A 16,636-nucleotide genomic window follows, 5' to 3' on the forward strand; every position below is an offset into this window, starting at 1 on the left:
TTCAGAGGAATATAGATGTTGAGAAAGGGGGATTGTTGTGAGTGAAAAATGGAAGATCGAGCTGCATATGTCCCCCGGTGGATGGACAGCAGAAGTAAATACAGCAGCGGATGCGGATCAGGAAGTTTCCGTTTCTGCTTCCGCTTCCGCTGCTGAGGGCAAGACTGGATCAGCCGCAGGCATGTTCACAGTCACGGGAACGCCGGCGCGACTGAGCGAAGCGCAGCGCGAGTCTGTACTGGCTCAGCTGCGCAAGCGCCCGCTGACGCTGTACGCCTTGCTGCGCGGCGGCCCGGCGCCCGAGGAGCTCGCGGGGCTACTACCGGCTGCGCAAGCGCCCGAGGGCTCGCCAGGTGCAGCAACGGCCAGCGCGGCCGTGGCGTGCACCTGCGGCCGCCCGGGCTGCGCGCATGCCGCGGCCGCTGAGCGCGCCGTAGCCTCGCGCCTCGCGGCCGAGCCGCTGCTGCAGCTGGCGCACGCCGGCCTGCCGCGCGAAGCGCTGCTCGCCGGCGTGCTGGGATCATGGGCGGAGGAACTCGCGCATGATCCCAGCGGCCCCGGCCGCGCAGCGGAAACGGCTGGCCGCCCGCAAGTGCGGGGCGGCGAAGGCGGCGCGGCCGTCGGCGAGTGGATCGCCGAGGCGGCCGCGGACGGCGCCATGCACCAGCCGGGGCCGGGCTTTGGGGCCGTTGAGGTGCGCCTTACGCGGCCGGGCAAGCCGCCGGCGTTGCCGGAGCTGACGGCGCTGCTGCCGGGCGTGCCGGCCACCGCAGGGCTGGATTTGATCCGCGAGCGTGTAGCCACGCGGATGTGGCAGGCTGTCCAGAAGAAGACGGACAGCCCGGCAACCAAATGATGCACCCATCAGAGCGGGGGAGATCTCAGATCACCCCTGCTTGTTTTTATTGCAGCATGTTGCTCTAAAAGTCCAAAAAACGATCATACAGGCTGTACAGCCCGTATATGTTCATTCGGATCTCTTCTAAAGGACGTCTTTACTAGTGGAGCTTCGCTCCCAATTAAGGTATACTGTCGCAGGGAACATTGCATACAACAACTAGACAACATTTATATTATTGCGATAGGAGTTTTTACATGAAATCAACTACAGGAAGACAGCGCCGCATGGTGGTTATGCTGTCCTCATTGATGATATGCGGAGCATTGCTTGCCGCGTGCCAGAACGGTTCAGGCACAGAGGAAAGCCAGAATCCGAATGGAACAGGTAACACACAACAGGAGACGGACGGCACAACGGTTCATTTTACGGAGGATAAAGGAACTGATGGCGACAATGCTGGCGGGGATGACACATCATCTTCTGGCAACAGCGGTGAAGGCACGGATAGCGAGTCTGGGAATGCTTCAGCGGGCGGAGAGCAGGGCTCTTCGGACAATGGTAACGGGGCGACAGCGGAAGACCCATTGCTGGAGAAACGCAGTATCAGCGCACTGCAAACGACGATTGATGCACAATCCGTGGTGACCAATGCGGAGTCTATGACCGTCATTGTGAACAAACAACGGAGTCTGCCTGACGGTTACGAGCCGAACGATCTGGTAGAGCCGAATGTACCGTTCTCCTTCGACGAACCACACGAGAAGCGGCATATGCGCAAGGAAGCTGCGGAGGCGCTGGAGAAGTTGTTTGCAGGTGCAAAAGCGGATGGCATTGAGCTTCGTGCGGTGTCCGGTTATCGTTCATATCAGCGTCAGGTATCCATCTATAACAATAATGTCAAAACCAAAGGTCAAGAATACACAGATCGTGTGAGTTCTGTGCCAGGCCGAAGCGAACATCAGACGGGTCTTGCCATCGATGTATCGAGTCCGAGTGTGGGCAATGTGCTGGAAGAGGTATTTGGCACATCGAAGGAAGGCCAGTGGTTGGCTGAACATGCTGCAGAATACGGATATGTCATCCGTTATCTGCAAGGTGAAGAAGATACTACAGGTTACGTCTATGAGCCTTGGCATATCCGGTACATCGGTACAGATTTGGCACCGGATGTGGCGAAGAGTGGGTTAACTCTGGAAGAATACTTCGATGAGGCTAATATCAAGTTGTAATTTGGATGTTTCATCCTTAAAGAAAAAGAAAAGATACTATTTCTCATAAAATCCCCGAATGAACCGTCCTTGATCTATACAACGGGCAGTCATTCAGGGATTTTTTTCTGTGCAAAAATGTTAATGGAATTAAGATAGAATTAATTTCATTCCATTGTCTGAGATGATGGTGGACTGATATAATTCATGTTTAATCCATTTAGATATAAATACAACCAAAGCGAGGGACGAGAGAATGAGCAGACAGCAGGTTTTTACCGGTTCCCCATGGGAACCGTTGGTGGGATATTGCCGTGCCATCCGTGTAGGGAACCGAATTGAAGTGGCGGGTACAACCGCGATGCAAGATGGTGTAGTTGTTGGGGCAGGTGATCCGTACGCACAGACAAGGTTCGTTTTGCAGACGATCGAGAATGCACTGAAAGAACTGGGGGCTGACATGTCGCATGTGGTGAGAACCCGAATGTTTGTGACCGATATCTCCAGATGGGAGGAAGTTGGCAAGGCGCACGGTGAATTTTTTGGACAGATCCAGCCTGTAGCCACCATGGTTGAAGTTAGCGCACTCATTGATCCCTTGTTGATGGTTGAGATTGAAGTGGAAGCGATCGTTGAAGATGAAACCCAAGCCGGTTGATTCTGGCGAATACCCGGAAGATATTCTAAGGAACACAGGACGTCTTATCTGGCCCTCAGGTCCTCTTCTTAAAATGTAAAGAACACCAGACACGTTATTTCTCGAATTCTGATAAAAACACTGTAAACAGCTGTTTATTCTAAGATAGCGTGTCTCAGATTCCTTAGATTTTTGCGGGTGCTTCAAATCCTTGAATAAGACGCCTCAGATTCATTAGCGCTAAATCCAATTGCTCTCACATTCAGTATGAAACCTATTTCGTATGTAGCGCACATCGCGCGTGTCTGCTCTGGACAAGTTTCAGGTACGCTTCGGTTTGAAGCAGTTTGTAGACACGCTCTAAAAAAAACCAAAACCAAACCAAAAAACAACCTTACCCGTGCCTGTCAGAAGACAAGCGGATAAGGTTGTTTTGAATTAACTTCGCTGCCTGGCCGCACGGCTGAGCTCTTGATGCACCAAACTCATGACACCGCGCGCTAGGAGATACATGCGGATGGCTGGTCATTATGATGCTCCACACTCATGCCCCCGTGCTAAGCGATGCACGCGGTCGTCTGCAACAACATATAACATGTGTTTCAGCCAGACGTTTTTCCAATCGTATTATTTCGCTTCCAGCTCTGTTGCAGGTGCTTCAACAACCACTTTCCAAGCCGTTCCGATTGGAGGCAGGCTGCGTGTCAACACAGGGCTGTAGAACCCAATGACTTTAGCGCCTTTGGTCAGTTCTTCAGCTTTTACCGTTTCACCTTCGTGGTTCACGATCAGTGTGTCTTTGTCGATGTTCAGCACGACATGGTCAGGAGCTGTTTCTGTTAACCGTGTACCTGTGATTTCAATCTGTGAGATGCTGCCTTCAGCTGTTTTTACATTTTCAATTGTACCCGCTGTGCCCAGAAGCTCTTTAGGTTGTGCCTCAGATGCTGTAGCCGCATCCAGTACAGTGACTGTATAGGTTGGCGTTTGTGGTGGCAGACTGCGAGTAGTGATCAGGGAATGCTCAGCTTCCACGTTCATGCCAATGGCCAGATCAGTCAGTGCAATCTCTTTCCCCTCAACTGAGATGAATTTTGTCTCATCGCTCAGATTGAGCACAATACCATCCGTACCTGCACCGCCAATCTGGATGGACTTATATTTATCTTGGTTCGAGATTCTGGTAATTACACCACGTTCAGTAACCGTCTTCACGTCCTCTTCACTGGAGATCGTCACCTGATTTCCTGTTGTGTTCACTTGTCCATGCAGTGCTTTCTCAGCAAAAGATGCCGGTACATACAATTTGCCGCCTGTGATTTCGGGCGCTGTGCCCAGCGTGAGCAGCATTTTATTCACAGAATATTGATCCTTGCCTGTGATTACCTGTGTCCAGAGAGCACCACGAGTCAGCTCTGCGGTTTTGGTTTCTTTATTCCATTCCAGTTCAATACCCAGTGCGTCGGTAAGATCACGCAGCGGGATCATGGCTACTTTGCCATCCTTGTTCCAATAACCATCAGAGATGGATGCACCATTCACGGATACGTTTACTACACTCACTGCGTTACTATCTGCTGAAACGGATGTTTGATGGGCTGGTTGTGTGTTGTCCAGTGTTGCTGCATAAGCGGCTCCGCCACCCAATGCCATGGATAGGGCCATCAGTGCACTTACTTTTTTCATGTTGTTGTTCATCAATATTCATCCCTTCTAATCTGTGTACTGTCGCGGTAAAATCTTCCTTAGGGCCGCGCTTCAAGTTAATAGACGGGACAAATCGTCTAAGTGTTGCAGTTGAAATGCAATGAACGTAAGCGGTAGGTTATTTTAAATTAGAAATATCGCTTGTATTGCAGGTTATCCGCAGCAGGATCAGGTTAATTTCAGGTAGTGGCCAAACCATTGTCCTATTTCACATTCAAGTACGAGGAGGAACGGATTAGATGAGTGATATGTTGGTAGCGCTCTATCGTTTGCCGGAGCAAGAGAGTGGACTGAGAACGCTGGAGGAATCCTCCATTGTGATTCGTAGAGCCATTGCACCAGAAAAACAGCTTGTACTGGATTGGGTGAGGTCACATTTTAGTCAGGCTTGGGTGGATGAATGTGAGGTCGCTTTTGCGCGTCAGCCGGTGTCCTGTTATATTGCGGTTGAGCATGGGAAAATGATTGGATTTGCCTGTTACGAAGCGACATGTCGCAACTTCTTCGGACCGACAGGTGTGAGCCAGGATGCACGGGGCAAAGGTGTAGGCACAGCCCTGTTACTGGCCTGTATGCATGCGATGAAGGCGGACGGTTACGGGTATGCCATTATCGGATCAGCGGGACCTGTGGATTTCTATGCCCGGACGCTGGGTGCCGTGAAGATTGAAAATTCAACGCCGGGTATTTACGAAGGCATGCTGCGGGCAGACTAGACGATAATGATGTTCTGGAAGTTGTGGAAAAGGAAGGGAGGACGATGATGAGCACGAAACAAATGTTGCACATCGGAATGATTGGTACAGGATCAATCTCGGATCTTCATATGAGGTGTTATGCCAAAAACGAGGATGCCGTCATCTATGCCATCTGCGATCTGAACGAAGAACGGGCTAAGGCTGCTGCGCAGAAGTACGATGCTCAATCCGTGTACACCGATTATCGGGAGATGCTGGAGGACCCGCATGTGGATGCTGTCAGTATCTGTACCTGGAATAATACACATGCGGAATTTGCCATTGCTGCACTGGAGGCAGGTAAGCATGTGTTGCTGGAGAAACCGGTCGCAACCAATGTGGAAGATGCGCTCCGGATTGAAGAAGCGGTGAAGAAGAGCGGACGTACGTTTATCGTGGGATTTGTGCGCCGGTATGATAATAATATGCAGATGATGCGCAGATTCATTGATGCCGGGGAGTTTGGTGAACTGTATTATGCCAAAGCTTCCATTCTGCGGCGTCACGGCAATCCAGGCGGTTGGTTTGCTGATAAAAGCCGTTCTGGCGGAGGCCCCCTGATTGATCTCGGCGTACATATTATTGACCAGTGTTGGTACCTCATGGGCAAGCCGAAACCTGTTTCGGTCAGTGGTAATACGTATCGGAAGTTGGGCAATCGTGCCCATATCGAACATCTTTCTTTTTACAAAGCAGCCGACTATAGCGCAGCTGTGAATGACGTGGAAGATATGGCGAATGCACTTATTCGGTTTGAAAACGGGGCTTCGCTGGCGGTGGATGTGAGCTTTACCCTGCATGCACGCGGAGATGAATCTTCGGTGAAATTATACGGCGAGCGTGGTGGGTTCGAACTGGAGCCGGAGACACTGATCGTCACGGAGAAAAATAATACCATCCTGAATATTGAACCCCAGACGGACAATACGGGTCTCCATATTCATAGTGCATTCCAGAACCAGATTGACCACTTTGTGGATTGCTGCCTGAACGGTACAGAGCCGATCAGCCCAATTGCGGATGGCGTGGCTTCCACACGCATGTTGTGCGGAATCTACGAATCCGCTGAGAAAGGGCAGGAGATTCGTCTGGATTGAGTCCATTTTACATGGCCGTTGTCCTTCATCATATTAAAAAGCATGCGTCTTCCGCGTGATCTGCGGTTACGCATGCTTTTTGGCATCAGGTCATTTGTTCAACGGTGAATTCTCGTACCCAGGGTCATCATAATCCGTATCTTGCAGCCTTGGAAGCACGTTCATGCTCTCAATTGCCTGCCGGGTATCCGGCGTGCCATGGTCATACAGAAAGGTATACAGCAAGGTCATGCCATCCGAAAATTGCTCTGTTGCCTCATCATGGTCTGCTGATTTGTAGGGTACCGGTGCCCGTTGCAATGTATAGGCATCGTCATCCTCCAGCACCTTCATCAGATCTTTTAATCGGCCCAACTGTTCGTCATCCACCAACACCTCAAAGGGTGTAGATTCGTTCTTTGTTTGCTCAATAAGATTATGAGTTACCGATACATACAGATGTTGTTTGTCGTCCTGCATAATCCAACCCCCATTCTGAAATGGAAAAAAGACGCTTCTACTGTTAATAAACAGCAAAAAGCGCCCTGAAACGAGCTACTATGCTCGTGTGTTATTTACTCATCCACATGTTCAGTCACATATGACCAGCCATTACCTTTTCCTTCTAATCGACTTTGTTCAAAAAAATCAATTCCATCTACTGTAATACTGACTGACACGAGAGATGGTTCATCGCTAACTCCATAAGGGACCTCTTCCTTTGAGTTATTTCCCAAATCTCCCCGTTACGGGAACCTGGCGGGTGCCAGCCTCCATCGATCCTGAACACAGGGGACAGGCGGGAGGGCCTGAGGATGCCTTCTTGGTTGCTTTTGAAGGCACAGCCGGCTTCTGTCTTAGCCAAGCTTTACAGGTGGATGAACTACACTTCCAGACCGCAACGGTCTCCGTACGCTCAGCATTACCTGAACCTGAAGTGTGCGAATGTGAACTGGAGGAACTTGCAGCTGTTGGACTCAGACCTGTGGTGCTGAATGCCTTATGGTTGCGAATCTCCCCACTACCACGCCGTTCACCGAGGCGATCCTCATCACGTTCGTTGTGGACCTCGTAGTCACGACGGTCACTGTGGCTGATGGCACGACGCTGTGCTGCATCCCGACCTTCTGAACGGGCACCTGAGCCGGACGAGCGGGCATACTGTCCGTTGCCTTTACCATATGAAGCCTGACTGCTCGTCCGGCTCTCCTCACGAGGTTTGCGTTTGTCCGGTACTTCCATGCCGAAGGCTTCAAGCAGGAAACGGGACACATCCGCTGGTTTTCCGTGATGGCTCGCCGGTGAGGTGACATACAAGTACTGCTTGGCCCGTGTGATGGCAACGTAGGCGAGCCTGCGTTCTTCCTCCAGCGCCATGTCCAGTTCGGCATCTGTCTGCTGCATAGCAAGCGCAGCTTTCTGATCCTCGGGAATATCCTGGCGAAGTGCTGTACTGTGAGGCACAATGCCTTCACTGGCTCCAATCCAGTACACACAAGGGAACTCCAATCCTTTGGCCCGGTGGATCGTCATCAGCTGTACCGCGTCACTATCCTGCGCACGACGCAAAGATTCCATCTCACGGTGTCTGCGGGACAGCTCATCCGCGAATTGGATGAACTCTTCTACCGTTTCGAATTTTTTGACAGCAGCTTCGAATTCATCCAGGGTTTCCAGCATCGTTTCCTTATAATGGGTGAAGATGCTGGGATCACCACTTTCCATGTACTTGTCGTAGAACTGCCTGCGCATCTCCTGAATGGCGATGATGGGCTTTAGTTTGTGCAGTGATTTGATCAGCTTGATGCGTTCCTTGACCTGTTCCTGCTGGAACGGTTTCAGCTTGTCCCATTTCACCAGATGGATGAGTGGGTATTTCTTCGCCTGTTGTTGTTCACAGCGCTGAATCCACTCCAGCCCTGCATCCCGTGATACATAGAGCGGTCCTAATGCACTTGGGAGAGCATCCATGGCACGTGGATCAAGAGACAGACGCAAATGATCCATCAGGGGTCTGATGAGAGACTGGTCATAGAACACCGGAGAAGCACCATGCTGTACAAAAGGCACATCTTTCAACACAAGCTGCTCAAATACAGCCCGGCTGCTGCTGGCTGTCCGGTGAAGAATCGCAATATCACGATAGGTGTGTTGTCCTTCTTCAACCTGCTGGCACAGCTGGTTTACGACCCACGCTGCTTCTTCCTCCGCATTGGAGGGTGTAGCGAAACGGGGGGCATCGCCGCGGTTTCCAGCGGCACGTAGCCGTTTGTCACGTCTGCGTTTATTGCGGGCGACCAGTTCACTTCCGAGTCCCAGAATGCGTGCATCACTGCGATAATTGATATCCAGCGTCACGATGCGTGCACCGGGGTATACTTTATCGAATTCCAAAATCGATTCCTGGCGTGCGCCATTAAAGGTATAGATCGTCTGGTCATCGTCTCCCACAACCATCAGATTGCGGTGAGCGGAAGCCAGTTTTTGCACAATTTCATACTGCAGATGGTTGGTATCCTGGAACTCATCCACCATAATGTACTGGAAACGCTTCTGAAGCGGCCCCAGAACAGCAGGATCACGAAGCAGCGCGGCTGCCCGCAGTAAAATATCATCAAAATCCATTTTGCCCCGATCTTGCTTCCAGGCTTCGTAACCAAGCAGGACACGCTTCGCATCGCGTTCTTCCTGCGATTTCTCAGGCAAGTCGGTTGTTTCCGATCCTTGCATCTTCCATGCGGACAGCATGGCCAGCAGACTTTCAGGCTGGAAGGCTTCACTCATGCCATTTTGGCGAAGAAGCATCTTCAGCACCGTATGCTGGGCTCGCGACTCGCCAAAGATCTCTTCCTGCACACCGTAATGACGTAATAATGTCAGCGCAAAAGAGTGGAAGGTGCGAGCCTGTACGGCTCTCGCGGCTGCCGGACGTATGCCTGGCAATGCGGCGATCCGGTCTTTCATCTCGGTGGCGGCCTTGTTCGTGAACGTCACCAGCAGGATACTGCCTGCATGTACGCCGCTGACCTCTATGAGGTAACCGGCTCTTGCAGCCAGTACAGTTGTTTTGCCACAACCGGCTCCGGCGAGCGTCAGAATAGGTCCTCTGCCGTGACGGACTGCCGAGATTTGTGGTGCGTTTAACTTGATACCTGCCTCTTCCAGCGAGCGAAAATAAAAGGCATCCTGTTGATCATTGCCCACGAGTTGTCGACTGGTCTCCAGCGGAGCAGACGGGGACTGGGGCAGGGACGCCGCCGGGGTAACCCCGAGCGGACGGGGGTAGAACGTTGAGTTCGGACTTAACATGTTTCATCCACCTCTGTATGCATTCAGGGATAGGACTATCCCGGCTAAAAGTAAACCATTTGCCCTTTTCACAATCACATTGTAAATTGGTATGATAGAGTTAGTCGCCTAATCAGGCGGTTAAGTATGGTCAAAGCTTCATTATACCCGAACGTATGGTCTTGACGAAAGCCCCCGATTTCATCCAGTATCGGTATAAAACGGGCACCTACACGAGATTACGCAACTTTTTGGCATGATTTCGTATAAGTTATATGCCTAAGCATTTTGCATGAAGGATGTAATATGCTAATTTACCACAAGTATGTGTTCAAAAAGTCTGGTTTTCAGTACCGAGAAGATGGAATGAAGCTAGAAATGGAGTAGCGGAGCGTAGGGAAAACTACGTGAGCAACGGACATTTCGGCTGAATGCCATATTCGATGCTGAGGATGCCACTGGCATCCTTCGTAATCAAAAGCGGACTTTTTGAATAACCTCTAAAATTTGAAATGATAATATTGGTTTTGACGGGACAGAGGAGGAATGGTCATGAAACTGCTTCAGCGCATCAAAGACGGAGCGAACAAAGCAACAGAGCGTGCCCAGCACGCCGTTGAGATTGGGAAATTGAACAACCAGATTGTGGGCTTGCAACAGGAACAGGAAGTCCATTTTACAGATATGGGTCGCATCTTCTATGAGGGTTATCGGGCACAGGATATGACGCGTGCAGAAAAAGAGATGGTGGATCTGTCGCAGCTCTGCGACGAATTGCAGGACGAGATTGATGGTCTGCGCAACAAGATTGCACAACTCAAGAACGAACGGTTGTGCGAGTGTGGACACGTCGCTTCCCTGGATGCCAACTTCTGCCCTAAATGCGGACGTAAGTTGGGTGAACTCAAGAAGCCAGCACCTACAGTAGGAGCTGCAGGAGTCGCAGGAGCCACCACAGCTGCGAGACAGGAGGCAGCTGTAGCTCAGACCCCAACTCCAGAGTCGGACTTCTACGATGCGCCACCTGAGTTGGAATTGGAGGAAGATGAGCCGTATCATACGGTCATTCCGTCCATAGCGGATCTGGAAACGGAATCGGAATATAACAGTACGGAATTTACCCAGGAAGAAAAGGAAGCGTTCGATGCGGAGTGGGAACGTCGCAGAGATGAAGAGATGCAACGGGAACGTGAGCGTCAGCAGGAACTGGACGAACGCATCCGCTACTGGAAAGAAAACAACCCGATCGTGAACACGGTGGACGTACAGACCGAAGTATCACGCGAAATGGTGAATTGTCAGATTTGTGCAGCCGAGCTGCCCAAAGGTTCGAAGTGGTGCCCGCGTTGTGGTGCCGAACAGATCTGATCTGATGCAGTAGAAGCACTGCTGCATCATTGTGAGGCAGTGCGGGTTGCTGACAGCATGGGGGGACGGGAATATGGACCAACTGCTGCATCATTTGCGTCATCTTGGGTTTACCGAGATGGAATCTAAAATTATGGTGGAACTCGCCCGTCAGGGATCAGCCTCAGGCTATGAGGTTGCGAAGCGGCTTGGCGTGTCCCGTTCTAATGTATATGCGACCCTGCAACGGCTGGAACAGCGTGGATTCTTGCGGTGTAGTCCGGGGGAACCGGCGAAGTATAGTGTGCTGAAGCCGGAGGAGATGACACGCATGATCTCTGATCAAATGCGTACCTCGCTGGATTATGTCCAGAGCAGCATGCCTAAGAGTGAACCGGAGAAACCTGTCTTCTATAACGTCGAAGGGGACAAAAATGTGTTTGAGAATCTGAGCCGTGAGTTGGCTGAGGCTCAGCATGAGATTGTCGTAGACGTCTGGCGTGAAGAGGCGGAACTGTTACGTAATGACTTACAGCAGGCTGAAGCTCGCGGTGTGCGGTTGTTATGGTCGTGTGATGGTGGCGAAGGCATGCTCGATCAGCCTGTTCCTTTGCCGGGTCTGCCTTTGTACGGCACAGGTAATGGTCGGAAATTCTCTCTGGTGGTGGACCGCCGCTGGTGCATGCTGGGCATGCGCGGGGAATCATGCGCCACACAGGCAGTGGTGACGGAGCATCCGGTGATGACCGGACTGCTGCTGAATCATTTTGCTCAAGAGCTGGTGTTGTACGAATTGGAACAGGATATGGGTGAGGAACTGGAGTCCCGCTATGGGCACCGGTACGAAGAACTCTCTGCGCGTTATTGGTCTTCTCCTTCAGGAGAGGGTGAACAGAGCTAGACAGATCGGCGACTAATTCACCTCTGATGGAGCATGCCAGCACAAAGGTACCTATCTTGATGAAACGAATACGTGTGTACATAAAGCAGGCGTTGCCCGAAGGCAGACGCCTGTTTGTGCTGGTTTGAGATATGACAGTGATGTTCGTCACAGCATCTGTTCCCAGTCAAGTCGATAGTAAAGGTATGAAGTTATGCTATTTTTGAGAAAATGAAGCTATGAACATTCGATTGAACTGGATCGGGTTGAACAAGATTGTACGTGATCAATCTTTGGGCACGTGGTACAGAGCTTCCAGCACTTCCGTATAATAAGCTGTGCCATGAGGCACGAATTCTGCTGCCCGAATCTCGCGAACGATACGTTCCGGATCATCAGCTGCATGATCACTTAATGGGTCCTTATGACCGATGGAATGTGGTGTTAATGTCAATGGCTGGGCTTGAACTCCGGTAGCTTGAATCACGTCGATCTCATTACGAAACAAAGCGAGTAGATCATCCAGCGGAACTTCATACAGGCTATCCACCTCGCTGGGCTGCAGAACGTAGGCTTCGAGCGGCTGGTTCAGACATAGTCCATAGACGGCACTGAATTCCCGATCTATGAATGGAACACCACGCACCTCTCCTTGGAGTTGCTGTGTAGCTGTGAGTAGATAGGTTAGTGCATCGAAAGATACATGGACACCCAGTTCTTCCTCCAGCTCACGACTGGCGTCTTGCAGTTGTTCACCTGCGGTGAGATGACCTGCTGCTGTAATGTCGTAACATCCGGGGAAGGTATCCTTAATATCACGTCGCCGCTGAAAAAGAACCTGTCGTTGCTCGCCTTCGTCACGCACGATCCAGCAGTGGAATGAACGGTGCCAATATCCTTTGGCATGGACCTCGTTGCGTAGTGAAGTGCCGATCCAATTTTGCTGATCGTCATAAATGTCGAAACGTTCTGGGGTCATGAAACGTATCTCCTTATATAGCAGTTTTTAAAGTTCAAAATTTCACAAAGTATGTTTTAAACGAAAGGGGAACCATCGTATGGAATGCATTGTACACTTTCAGGTGATTTATCCGCAACCTCAGGAACGTAAAAGTCTTAGAGGACTTATATTTGTAGGGCAAGGTCAGGAACCGGCTAACAGTCAGTTAAGCAGCATGTTTAAGGATATGGGATTTAATGTACGTTTGGAAGATGAGGCACAGTTGTTGTTCAAGCCAGTGGATGCTTCGGCAAACTTTGAATATATTCGTGTGACAGAGCTTGATACTGGGGAAGAAGTTTACAAAGAAGATAAAGATCTGAAGTCGATCCTGGAGCATTTGCTGCCACGCCGTTTCTAATTCATGAGCATGGCCGCGAATGAAATTCTTGGGGGAGCATATGTAATACATGTATGATAGACACAAAAAAGGCCCCACCTTTACGGTGGAACCTTCAAACCTTTAAGCTACGCAACCCATTGTTAATGAAGCCCATATGGCTAGCTTTTCATACATAAACCCTAGCAAGTAAGAGGTTGTCCCTCGCATCAGGATTTAGATCCGTAATTCAACTCGGCGCGTCTTTAAAACGTTTATCGTGATTATGCCGGAGCGCCGGTGCCTTCAGCTTCAAGCTCTGAAGTACAGTGCGAGCAGCGGGTAGCTGCGGCTGGAATTTCCGATAGGCAATACTTGCAAGCCTTGGTCGTTTTTTGCGGCTCGGGCTTTTTGTGTTCTTTGCTTTTGAGATAGTTGATGCCCTTCACAAGCATGAAAATACAGAACGCGACGATAAGAAAATCAATCATGACGTTGATGAACTGACCATAAGCAATCACGGTAGCCCCAGCTTCGTTGGCTTGAGCGAGTGTGGTGATGTCCTGTCCGTTTGCTGTTTTGATATCCCCGTCCAGGTTGATGATTTTCTGACTGAAGTCGATCCCGCCCAGCAGTTTTCCAACCGGGGGCATGATGATATCATTCACAAGGGATGTGACAATTTTACCAAATGCAGCTCCAATAATGACACCGACCGCCAGATCGATGACGTTGCCGCGGACGGCAAATTCCTTGAATTCTTTAAGTACGCCTTTCATGTTTGCATATCTCCTTTGATCATTCAATTCAAAATATAGGCCGCGTTTCCATCTATTCTCCGTTCGGATTCGCGCTTCCGTTCTCATATTGTACATAAAAAAGTGATTCCAATCACCCCCTGTTTGCAAATTAAGACAAGTTTCCGCAACTTCCATGAAAATACTTCTTTATTTCACGCCGCCGATTCGGTATACTTCTAACATTGTCAGTTATGTTTAACCTTTTATATTCAGGTTCGCGATCATACATTGTAACGAATCATGGAGCCAAAATTAAATATGCCGTTACTCGTATATGTGCAGGAATAGGCCTGCATGTCTCTACCCGATCACCGGAATGATCGGACTACGGGAAAGATGTTGCAATGTTTGTATGGTTGGCATGAGATCATTCTCAGGCAGTTTGACTGAAGAGCAGGTTCAAGTGGTTTTTATCTGTTTCCGATTACACTGTTTGAGGTTTCTCACAACAGGATTGAACTCTTGTCATCCTGTCCATCCAGCACACTTGCAGCATCCATACGGCTTGTCCATATATGTACAAGTCCGTCTTTCCCATCTCCGGTTATTCCGCAGCGTGTGAAAAGGCGGGCTTTTTGCTTTTTTACCATGCGATTGGAAGAGCTTGTAAGCTACTGTGCGGAGGGCATTCAGGGGGAAGAATTACAATGCAATTGTTAAAAGACAAGGTAAGACAGGAAGGCATTGTCCTGTCCGAGCAAGTACTCAAAGTGGATTCATTCCTGAACCACCAGATGGACCCGGTTTTGATGAAGGAAGTGGGCAAGGAATTCATTCGCCGCTTTGAAGGTGAGAATATCACACGTGTGCTGACGATCGAGTCGTCAGGGATCGCACCAGGCATCATGACTGCGTTGGAGCTGAACGTGCCGCTGATCTTTGCTCGGAAGCAGAAGTCGCTCACACTGACAGAAGACATTCTGGTAGAGAGGGTCTACTCCTTCACGAAGCAGGAGACCAATGAAATTACCGTTGCCAAGAAGTTCATGAAGCCTGGTGATCGTGTGCTGATCATTGATGATTTTCTGGCAAATGGTGAAGCAGCATTTGGTCTGGCTCGTATTGTGGAGCAGGTTGGAGCCGAAGTGGTGGGTATCGGTATTGTTATTGAAAAAGCATTCCAGCCGGGAGGTCGCTTGCTGAAAGAAGCAGGATACCGTGTGGAATCATTGGTTCGCATCGGGGCACTGTCGGATGGACAGGTTACATTTGCGGACGAGGAGGGCACGAACTAATATGGCACGCGAACGTATTTTTCAGCGGCATCGGCATCCAATCAAAACGTTCTCCCTCGGACTACAGCATGTGCTTGCGATGTATGCAGGAGCCGTCGTTGTCCCATTGATCGTCAGTAATGCATTGGGTTTTACACAGGAACAACTAACCTATCTCATTGCCATTGACCTGCTCGCATGTGGTGTGGCTACACTGCTTCAGGTATGGGGAAATAAATATTTCGGCGTAGGGCTGCCTGTCATGCTCGGTTGTGCATTCCAGGCCGTGTCTCCGATGATCCTAATCGGGATGAACAGTGGAGTATCTGCCATTTACGGAGCGATCATCGCTTCAGGGCTGTTCGTATTGATCTTCTCCGGAATCTTTGGGAAGCTTATTCGGCTCTTTCCACCAGTGGTTACGGGTTCGGTGGTTACAATCATCGGTTTAACCTTGATTCCGGTTGCTTTCCACGATCTGGGCGGCGGTCAGGGGTCAGAAGATTTCGGCAGTGGAGTGAACTTGTTACTCGGTTTCGGCGTGCTGCTCTTTATCATTGTAATGACTCGATTCACTACAGGTTTTATCCGTTCCATCTCGGTACTGATTGGTCTGCTGGCAGGTACGGTGGCAGCAGGGTTCATGGGTGAAGTGAACTTTGCCCCTATTCGCGATGCAAGTTGGTTCCATGTTGTTCAGCCGTTTTACTTCGGCAGACCGACGTTTGAGATTGTACCTATTCTGACGATGATTCTGGTGGCGATTGTCAGCGTGGCCGAGTCCACAGGCGTATTTATGGCTCTGGGCAAAATCCTGGACAAGGACCTATCGTCCAAGGATCTGGCCCGTGGTTATCGCGCGGAAGGTCTGGCTATTGTATTAGGCGGTATTTTCAACTCGTTCCCGTATACAACGTATTCGCAAAATGTAGGACTGGTACAGATGACACGTGTGAAGACACGTGATGTCATTGTAGTAGCTGGTGGAATCCTGGTGGTCATTGGATTTGTACCCAAAATTGCAGCCCTCGCACAACTCGTTCCAGGGGCAGTACTTGGCGGAGCCATGGTGGCCTTGTTTGGCATGGTGGTATCATCAGGCATTCGAATTATCGGCAGTCAGGTCGATCTGAACCGACATGAGAATCTGTTTGTCATCGCTTGTTCTGTAGGTATGGGGCTTGGGGTTACCGTTGTGCCTGAGTTGTTCGCAGGTGCACCGGCTTGGGCTCAGATTATGCTCGGTAATGGTATCATTGCAGGCAGTTTCACAGCGATCTTCATGAACCTGCTGTTCAACGGTCTGGGTACCAAGGAAACAGCCGCCCAAATGGCTGAACAACAGGCAGATGCCATTCTTGGAGAAACAGGCAAGTCAGCTTAATTAGCCGAATTAGGCCTGGCTTATCATCCAGCAGGATTGTTATGTTAACTGTTATGAATAGACGATTCACAAGATGAATAATGAATCAGGTTAATCATGATGATATACAGCATGAATGGTTTATGACATACATCGTTTATGCTATGAATGTTCAAGCGCATGAACGAATGAAAGAAAGAGACAATTTTAGATGCGAAA

General features: G+C 50.0%; 17 protein-coding genes and 1 riboswitch. Of the genes, 10 read left to right on the forward strand and 7 right to left on the reverse strand.

Annotation, left to right across the window (positions count from 1 at the left end):
* Nucleotides 1–37: 37 nt before the first annotated feature.
* From AC4E8D_RS02960 to AC4E8D_RS02970, 3 genes are all read left to right on the forward strand, one after another.
* On the forward strand, nucleotides 38–856 hold the full coding sequence (locus AC4E8D_RS02960; RefSeq protein ID WP_490205820.1) for a hypothetical protein: 819 nt from the start codon (nucleotides 38–40) through the stop codon (nucleotides 854–856).
* Nucleotides 857–1,095: 239 nt separating this feature from the next.
* Complete coding sequence (locus tag AC4E8D_RS02965; RefSeq protein ID WP_127551134.1) at nucleotides 1,096–2,070, forward strand: M15 family metallopeptidase; 975 nt, start codon at nucleotides 1,096–1,098, stop codon at nucleotides 2,068–2,070.
* A gap of 235 nt (nucleotides 2,071–2,305) precedes the next feature.
* A complete protein-coding gene (locus tag AC4E8D_RS02970; protein WP_076332718.1) occupies nucleotides 2,306–2,707 on the forward strand; it encodes a RidA family protein in 402 nt (133 codons plus the stop codon).
* A gap of 606 nt (nucleotides 2,708–3,313) precedes the next feature.
* Here the strand turns inward: AC4E8D_RS02970 and AC4E8D_RS02975 are convergent.
* Entirely contained in the window at nucleotides 3,314–4,372 is a 1,059-nt protein-coding gene (locus AC4E8D_RS02975; protein ID WP_490205821.1) for a copper amine oxidase N-terminal domain-containing protein, read from the reverse strand.
* 260 nt (nucleotides 4,373–4,632) lie between these two features.
* Here AC4E8D_RS02975 and AC4E8D_RS02980 point away from each other — a divergent pair, with 260 nt between their 5' ends.
* Nucleotides 4,633–5,109 carry a GNAT family N-acetyltransferase gene (locus tag AC4E8D_RS02980; RefSeq protein ID WP_062837317.1) on the forward strand — a complete coding sequence of 159 codons (477 nt, stop codon included), beginning with the start codon at nucleotides 4,633–4,635 and terminating at the stop codon, nucleotides 5,107–5,109.
* Nucleotides 5,110–5,156: 47 nt separating this feature from the next.
* Nucleotides 5,157–6,227: a Gfo/Idh/MocA family protein gene (locus tag AC4E8D_RS02985; protein WP_076215533.1), complete on the forward strand. Its 1,071-nt coding sequence runs from the start codon at nucleotides 5,157–5,159 to the stop codon at nucleotides 6,225–6,227.
* 90 nt (nucleotides 6,228–6,317) lie between these two features.
* Here AC4E8D_RS02985 and AC4E8D_RS02990 read toward each other — a convergent pair whose 3' ends face one another.
* The 3 genes from AC4E8D_RS02990 to AC4E8D_RS03000 form a co-directional block, all read right to left on the reverse strand.
* On the reverse strand, nucleotides 6,318–6,686 hold the full coding sequence (locus AC4E8D_RS02990; RefSeq protein WP_449005117.1) for a hypothetical protein: 369 nt from the start codon (nucleotides 6,684–6,686) through the stop codon (nucleotides 6,318–6,320).
* A 95-nt stretch (nucleotides 6,687–6,781) separates the two neighbouring features.
* The gene (locus AC4E8D_RS02995; protein ID WP_339306684.1) at nucleotides 6,782–6,943 is read right to left on the reverse strand and encodes a hypothetical protein; all 162 of its coding nucleotides are present in this window, start codon (nucleotides 6,941–6,943) and stop codon (nucleotides 6,782–6,784) included.
* Nucleotides 6,933–9,515, reverse strand: coding sequence for a UvrD-helicase domain-containing protein (locus tag AC4E8D_RS03000; RefSeq protein WP_237177723.1), 2,583 nt, complete (start codon nucleotides 9,513–9,515; stop codon nucleotides 6,933–6,935). The genes AC4E8D_RS02995 and AC4E8D_RS03000 overlap by 11 nt, the downstream gene beginning before the upstream one ends.
* Nucleotides 9,516–10,046: 531 nt before the next feature.
* Here AC4E8D_RS03000 and AC4E8D_RS03005 point away from each other — a divergent pair.
* Nucleotides 10,047–10,862, forward strand: a complete 816-nt coding sequence (locus AC4E8D_RS03005; RefSeq protein ID WP_221825719.1) for a zinc ribbon domain-containing protein — start codon at nucleotides 10,047–10,049, stop codon at nucleotides 10,860–10,862.
* Nucleotides 10,863–10,935: 73 nt separating this feature from the next.
* Nucleotides 10,936–11,742 carry a TrmB family transcriptional regulator gene (locus AC4E8D_RS03010; RefSeq protein WP_221825743.1) on the forward strand — a complete coding sequence of 269 codons (807 nt, stop codon included), beginning with the start codon at nucleotides 10,936–10,938 and terminating at the stop codon, nucleotides 11,740–11,742.
* A 265-nt stretch (nucleotides 11,743–12,007) separates the two neighbouring features.
* Here AC4E8D_RS03010 and AC4E8D_RS03015 read toward each other — a convergent pair whose 3' ends face one another.
* Nucleotides 12,008–12,700, reverse strand: a complete 693-nt coding sequence (locus tag AC4E8D_RS03015) for an NUDIX hydrolase (protein WP_221825721.1) — start codon at nucleotides 12,698–12,700, stop codon at nucleotides 12,008–12,010.
* 79 nt (nucleotides 12,701–12,779) lie between these two features.
* Here AC4E8D_RS03015 and AC4E8D_RS03020 point away from each other — a divergent pair, with 79 nt between their 5' ends.
* Nucleotides 12,780–13,082: a hypothetical protein gene (locus AC4E8D_RS03020; RefSeq protein ID WP_017690846.1), complete on the forward strand. Its 303-nt coding sequence runs from the start codon at nucleotides 12,780–12,782 to the stop codon at nucleotides 13,080–13,082.
* A 242-nt stretch (nucleotides 13,083–13,324) separates the two neighbouring features.
* Here the strand turns inward: AC4E8D_RS03020 and mscL are convergent, their stop codons facing one another.
* On the reverse strand, nucleotides 13,325–13,819 hold the full coding sequence (gene mscL / locus AC4E8D_RS03025; RefSeq protein WP_221825723.1) for a large conductance mechanosensitive channel protein MscL: 495 nt from the start codon (nucleotides 13,817–13,819) through the stop codon (nucleotides 13,325–13,327).
* A 269-nt stretch (nucleotides 13,820–14,088) separates the two neighbouring features.
* Nucleotides 14,089–14,188: riboswitch (purine riboswitch) on the forward strand.
* Nucleotides 14,189–14,283: 95 nt separating this feature from the next.
* Nucleotides 14,284–14,430, reverse strand: a complete 147-nt coding sequence (locus AC4E8D_RS03030; RefSeq protein ID WP_221825726.1) for a hypothetical protein — start codon at nucleotides 14,428–14,430, stop codon at nucleotides 14,284–14,286.
* Nucleotides 14,431–14,487: 57 nt separating this feature from the next.
* Between AC4E8D_RS03030 and AC4E8D_RS03035 the strand changes: the two genes are divergently transcribed.
* Nucleotides 14,488–15,075, forward strand: a complete 588-nt coding sequence (locus tag AC4E8D_RS03035; RefSeq protein ID WP_221825729.1) for a xanthine phosphoribosyltransferase — start codon at nucleotides 14,488–14,490, stop codon at nucleotides 15,073–15,075.
* A gap of 1 nt (nucleotide 15,076) precedes the next feature.
* Nucleotides 15,077–16,438, forward strand: coding sequence for a nucleobase:cation symporter-2 family protein (locus AC4E8D_RS03040; RefSeq protein ID WP_221825732.1), 1,362 nt, complete (start codon nucleotides 15,077–15,079; stop codon nucleotides 16,436–16,438).
* Nucleotides 16,439–16,636: the final 198 nt, after the last annotated feature.

The sequence above is a fragment of the Paenibacillus sp. SRL342 genome (assembly GCF_984798905.1).

What these genes read in the sequence shown, in the direction of transcription:
- AC4E8D_RS02970 (WP_076332718.1), top strand. Translation starts at nt 2,306, where the DNA reads ATGAGCAGACAGCAGGTTTTTACCGGTTCCCCATGGGAACCGTTGGTG.
- AC4E8D_RS03030 (WP_221825726.1), bottom strand. Translation starts at nt 14,430, where the DNA reads ATGGTAAAAAAGCAAAAAGCCCGCCTTTTCACACGCTGCGGAATAACC.
- AC4E8D_RS03010 (WP_221825743.1), top strand. Translation starts at nt 10,936, where the DNA reads ATGGACCAACTGCTGCATCATTTGCGTCATCTTGGGTTTACCGAGATG.
- AC4E8D_RS02965 (WP_127551134.1), top strand. Translation starts at nt 1,096, where the DNA reads ATGAAATCAACTACAGGAAGACAGCGCCGCATGGTGGTTATGCTGTCC.
- AC4E8D_RS03035 (WP_221825729.1), top strand. Translation starts at nt 14,488, where the DNA reads ATGCAATTGTTAAAAGACAAGGTAAGACAGGAAGGCATTGTCCTGTCC.
- AC4E8D_RS02990 (WP_449005117.1), bottom strand. Translation starts at nt 6,686, where the DNA reads ATGCAGGACGACAAACAACATCTGTATGTATCGGTAACTCATAATCTT.
- AC4E8D_RS02985 (WP_076215533.1), top strand. Translation starts at nt 5,157, where the DNA reads ATGAGCACGAAACAAATGTTGCACATCGGAATGATTGGTACAGGATCA.
- AC4E8D_RS03000 (WP_237177723.1), bottom strand. Translation starts at nt 9,515, where the DNA reads ATGTTAAGTCCGAACTCAACGTTCTACCCCCGTCCGCTCGGGGTTACC.
- AC4E8D_RS03015 (WP_221825721.1), bottom strand. Translation starts at nt 12,700, where the DNA reads ATGACCCCAGAACGTTTCGACATTTATGACGATCAGCAAAATTGGATC.
- AC4E8D_RS02980 (WP_062837317.1), top strand. Translation starts at nt 4,633, where the DNA reads ATGAGTGATATGTTGGTAGCGCTCTATCGTTTGCCGGAGCAAGAGAGT.
- AC4E8D_RS03020 (WP_017690846.1), top strand. Translation starts at nt 12,780, where the DNA reads ATGGAATGCATTGTACACTTTCAGGTGATTTATCCGCAACCTCAGGAA.
- AC4E8D_RS03005 (WP_221825719.1), top strand. Translation starts at nt 10,047, where the DNA reads ATGAAACTGCTTCAGCGCATCAAAGACGGAGCGAACAAAGCAACAGAG.
- AC4E8D_RS02975 (WP_490205821.1), bottom strand. Translation starts at nt 4,372, where the DNA reads ATGAAAAAAGTAAGTGCACTGATGGCCCTATCCATGGCATTGGGTGGC.
- mscL (WP_221825723.1), bottom strand. Translation starts at nt 13,819, where the DNA reads ATGAAAGGCGTACTTAAAGAATTCAAGGAATTTGCCGTCCGCGGCAAC.
- AC4E8D_RS03040 (WP_221825732.1), top strand. Translation starts at nt 15,077, where the DNA reads ATGGCACGCGAACGTATTTTTCAGCGGCATCGGCATCCAATCAAAACG.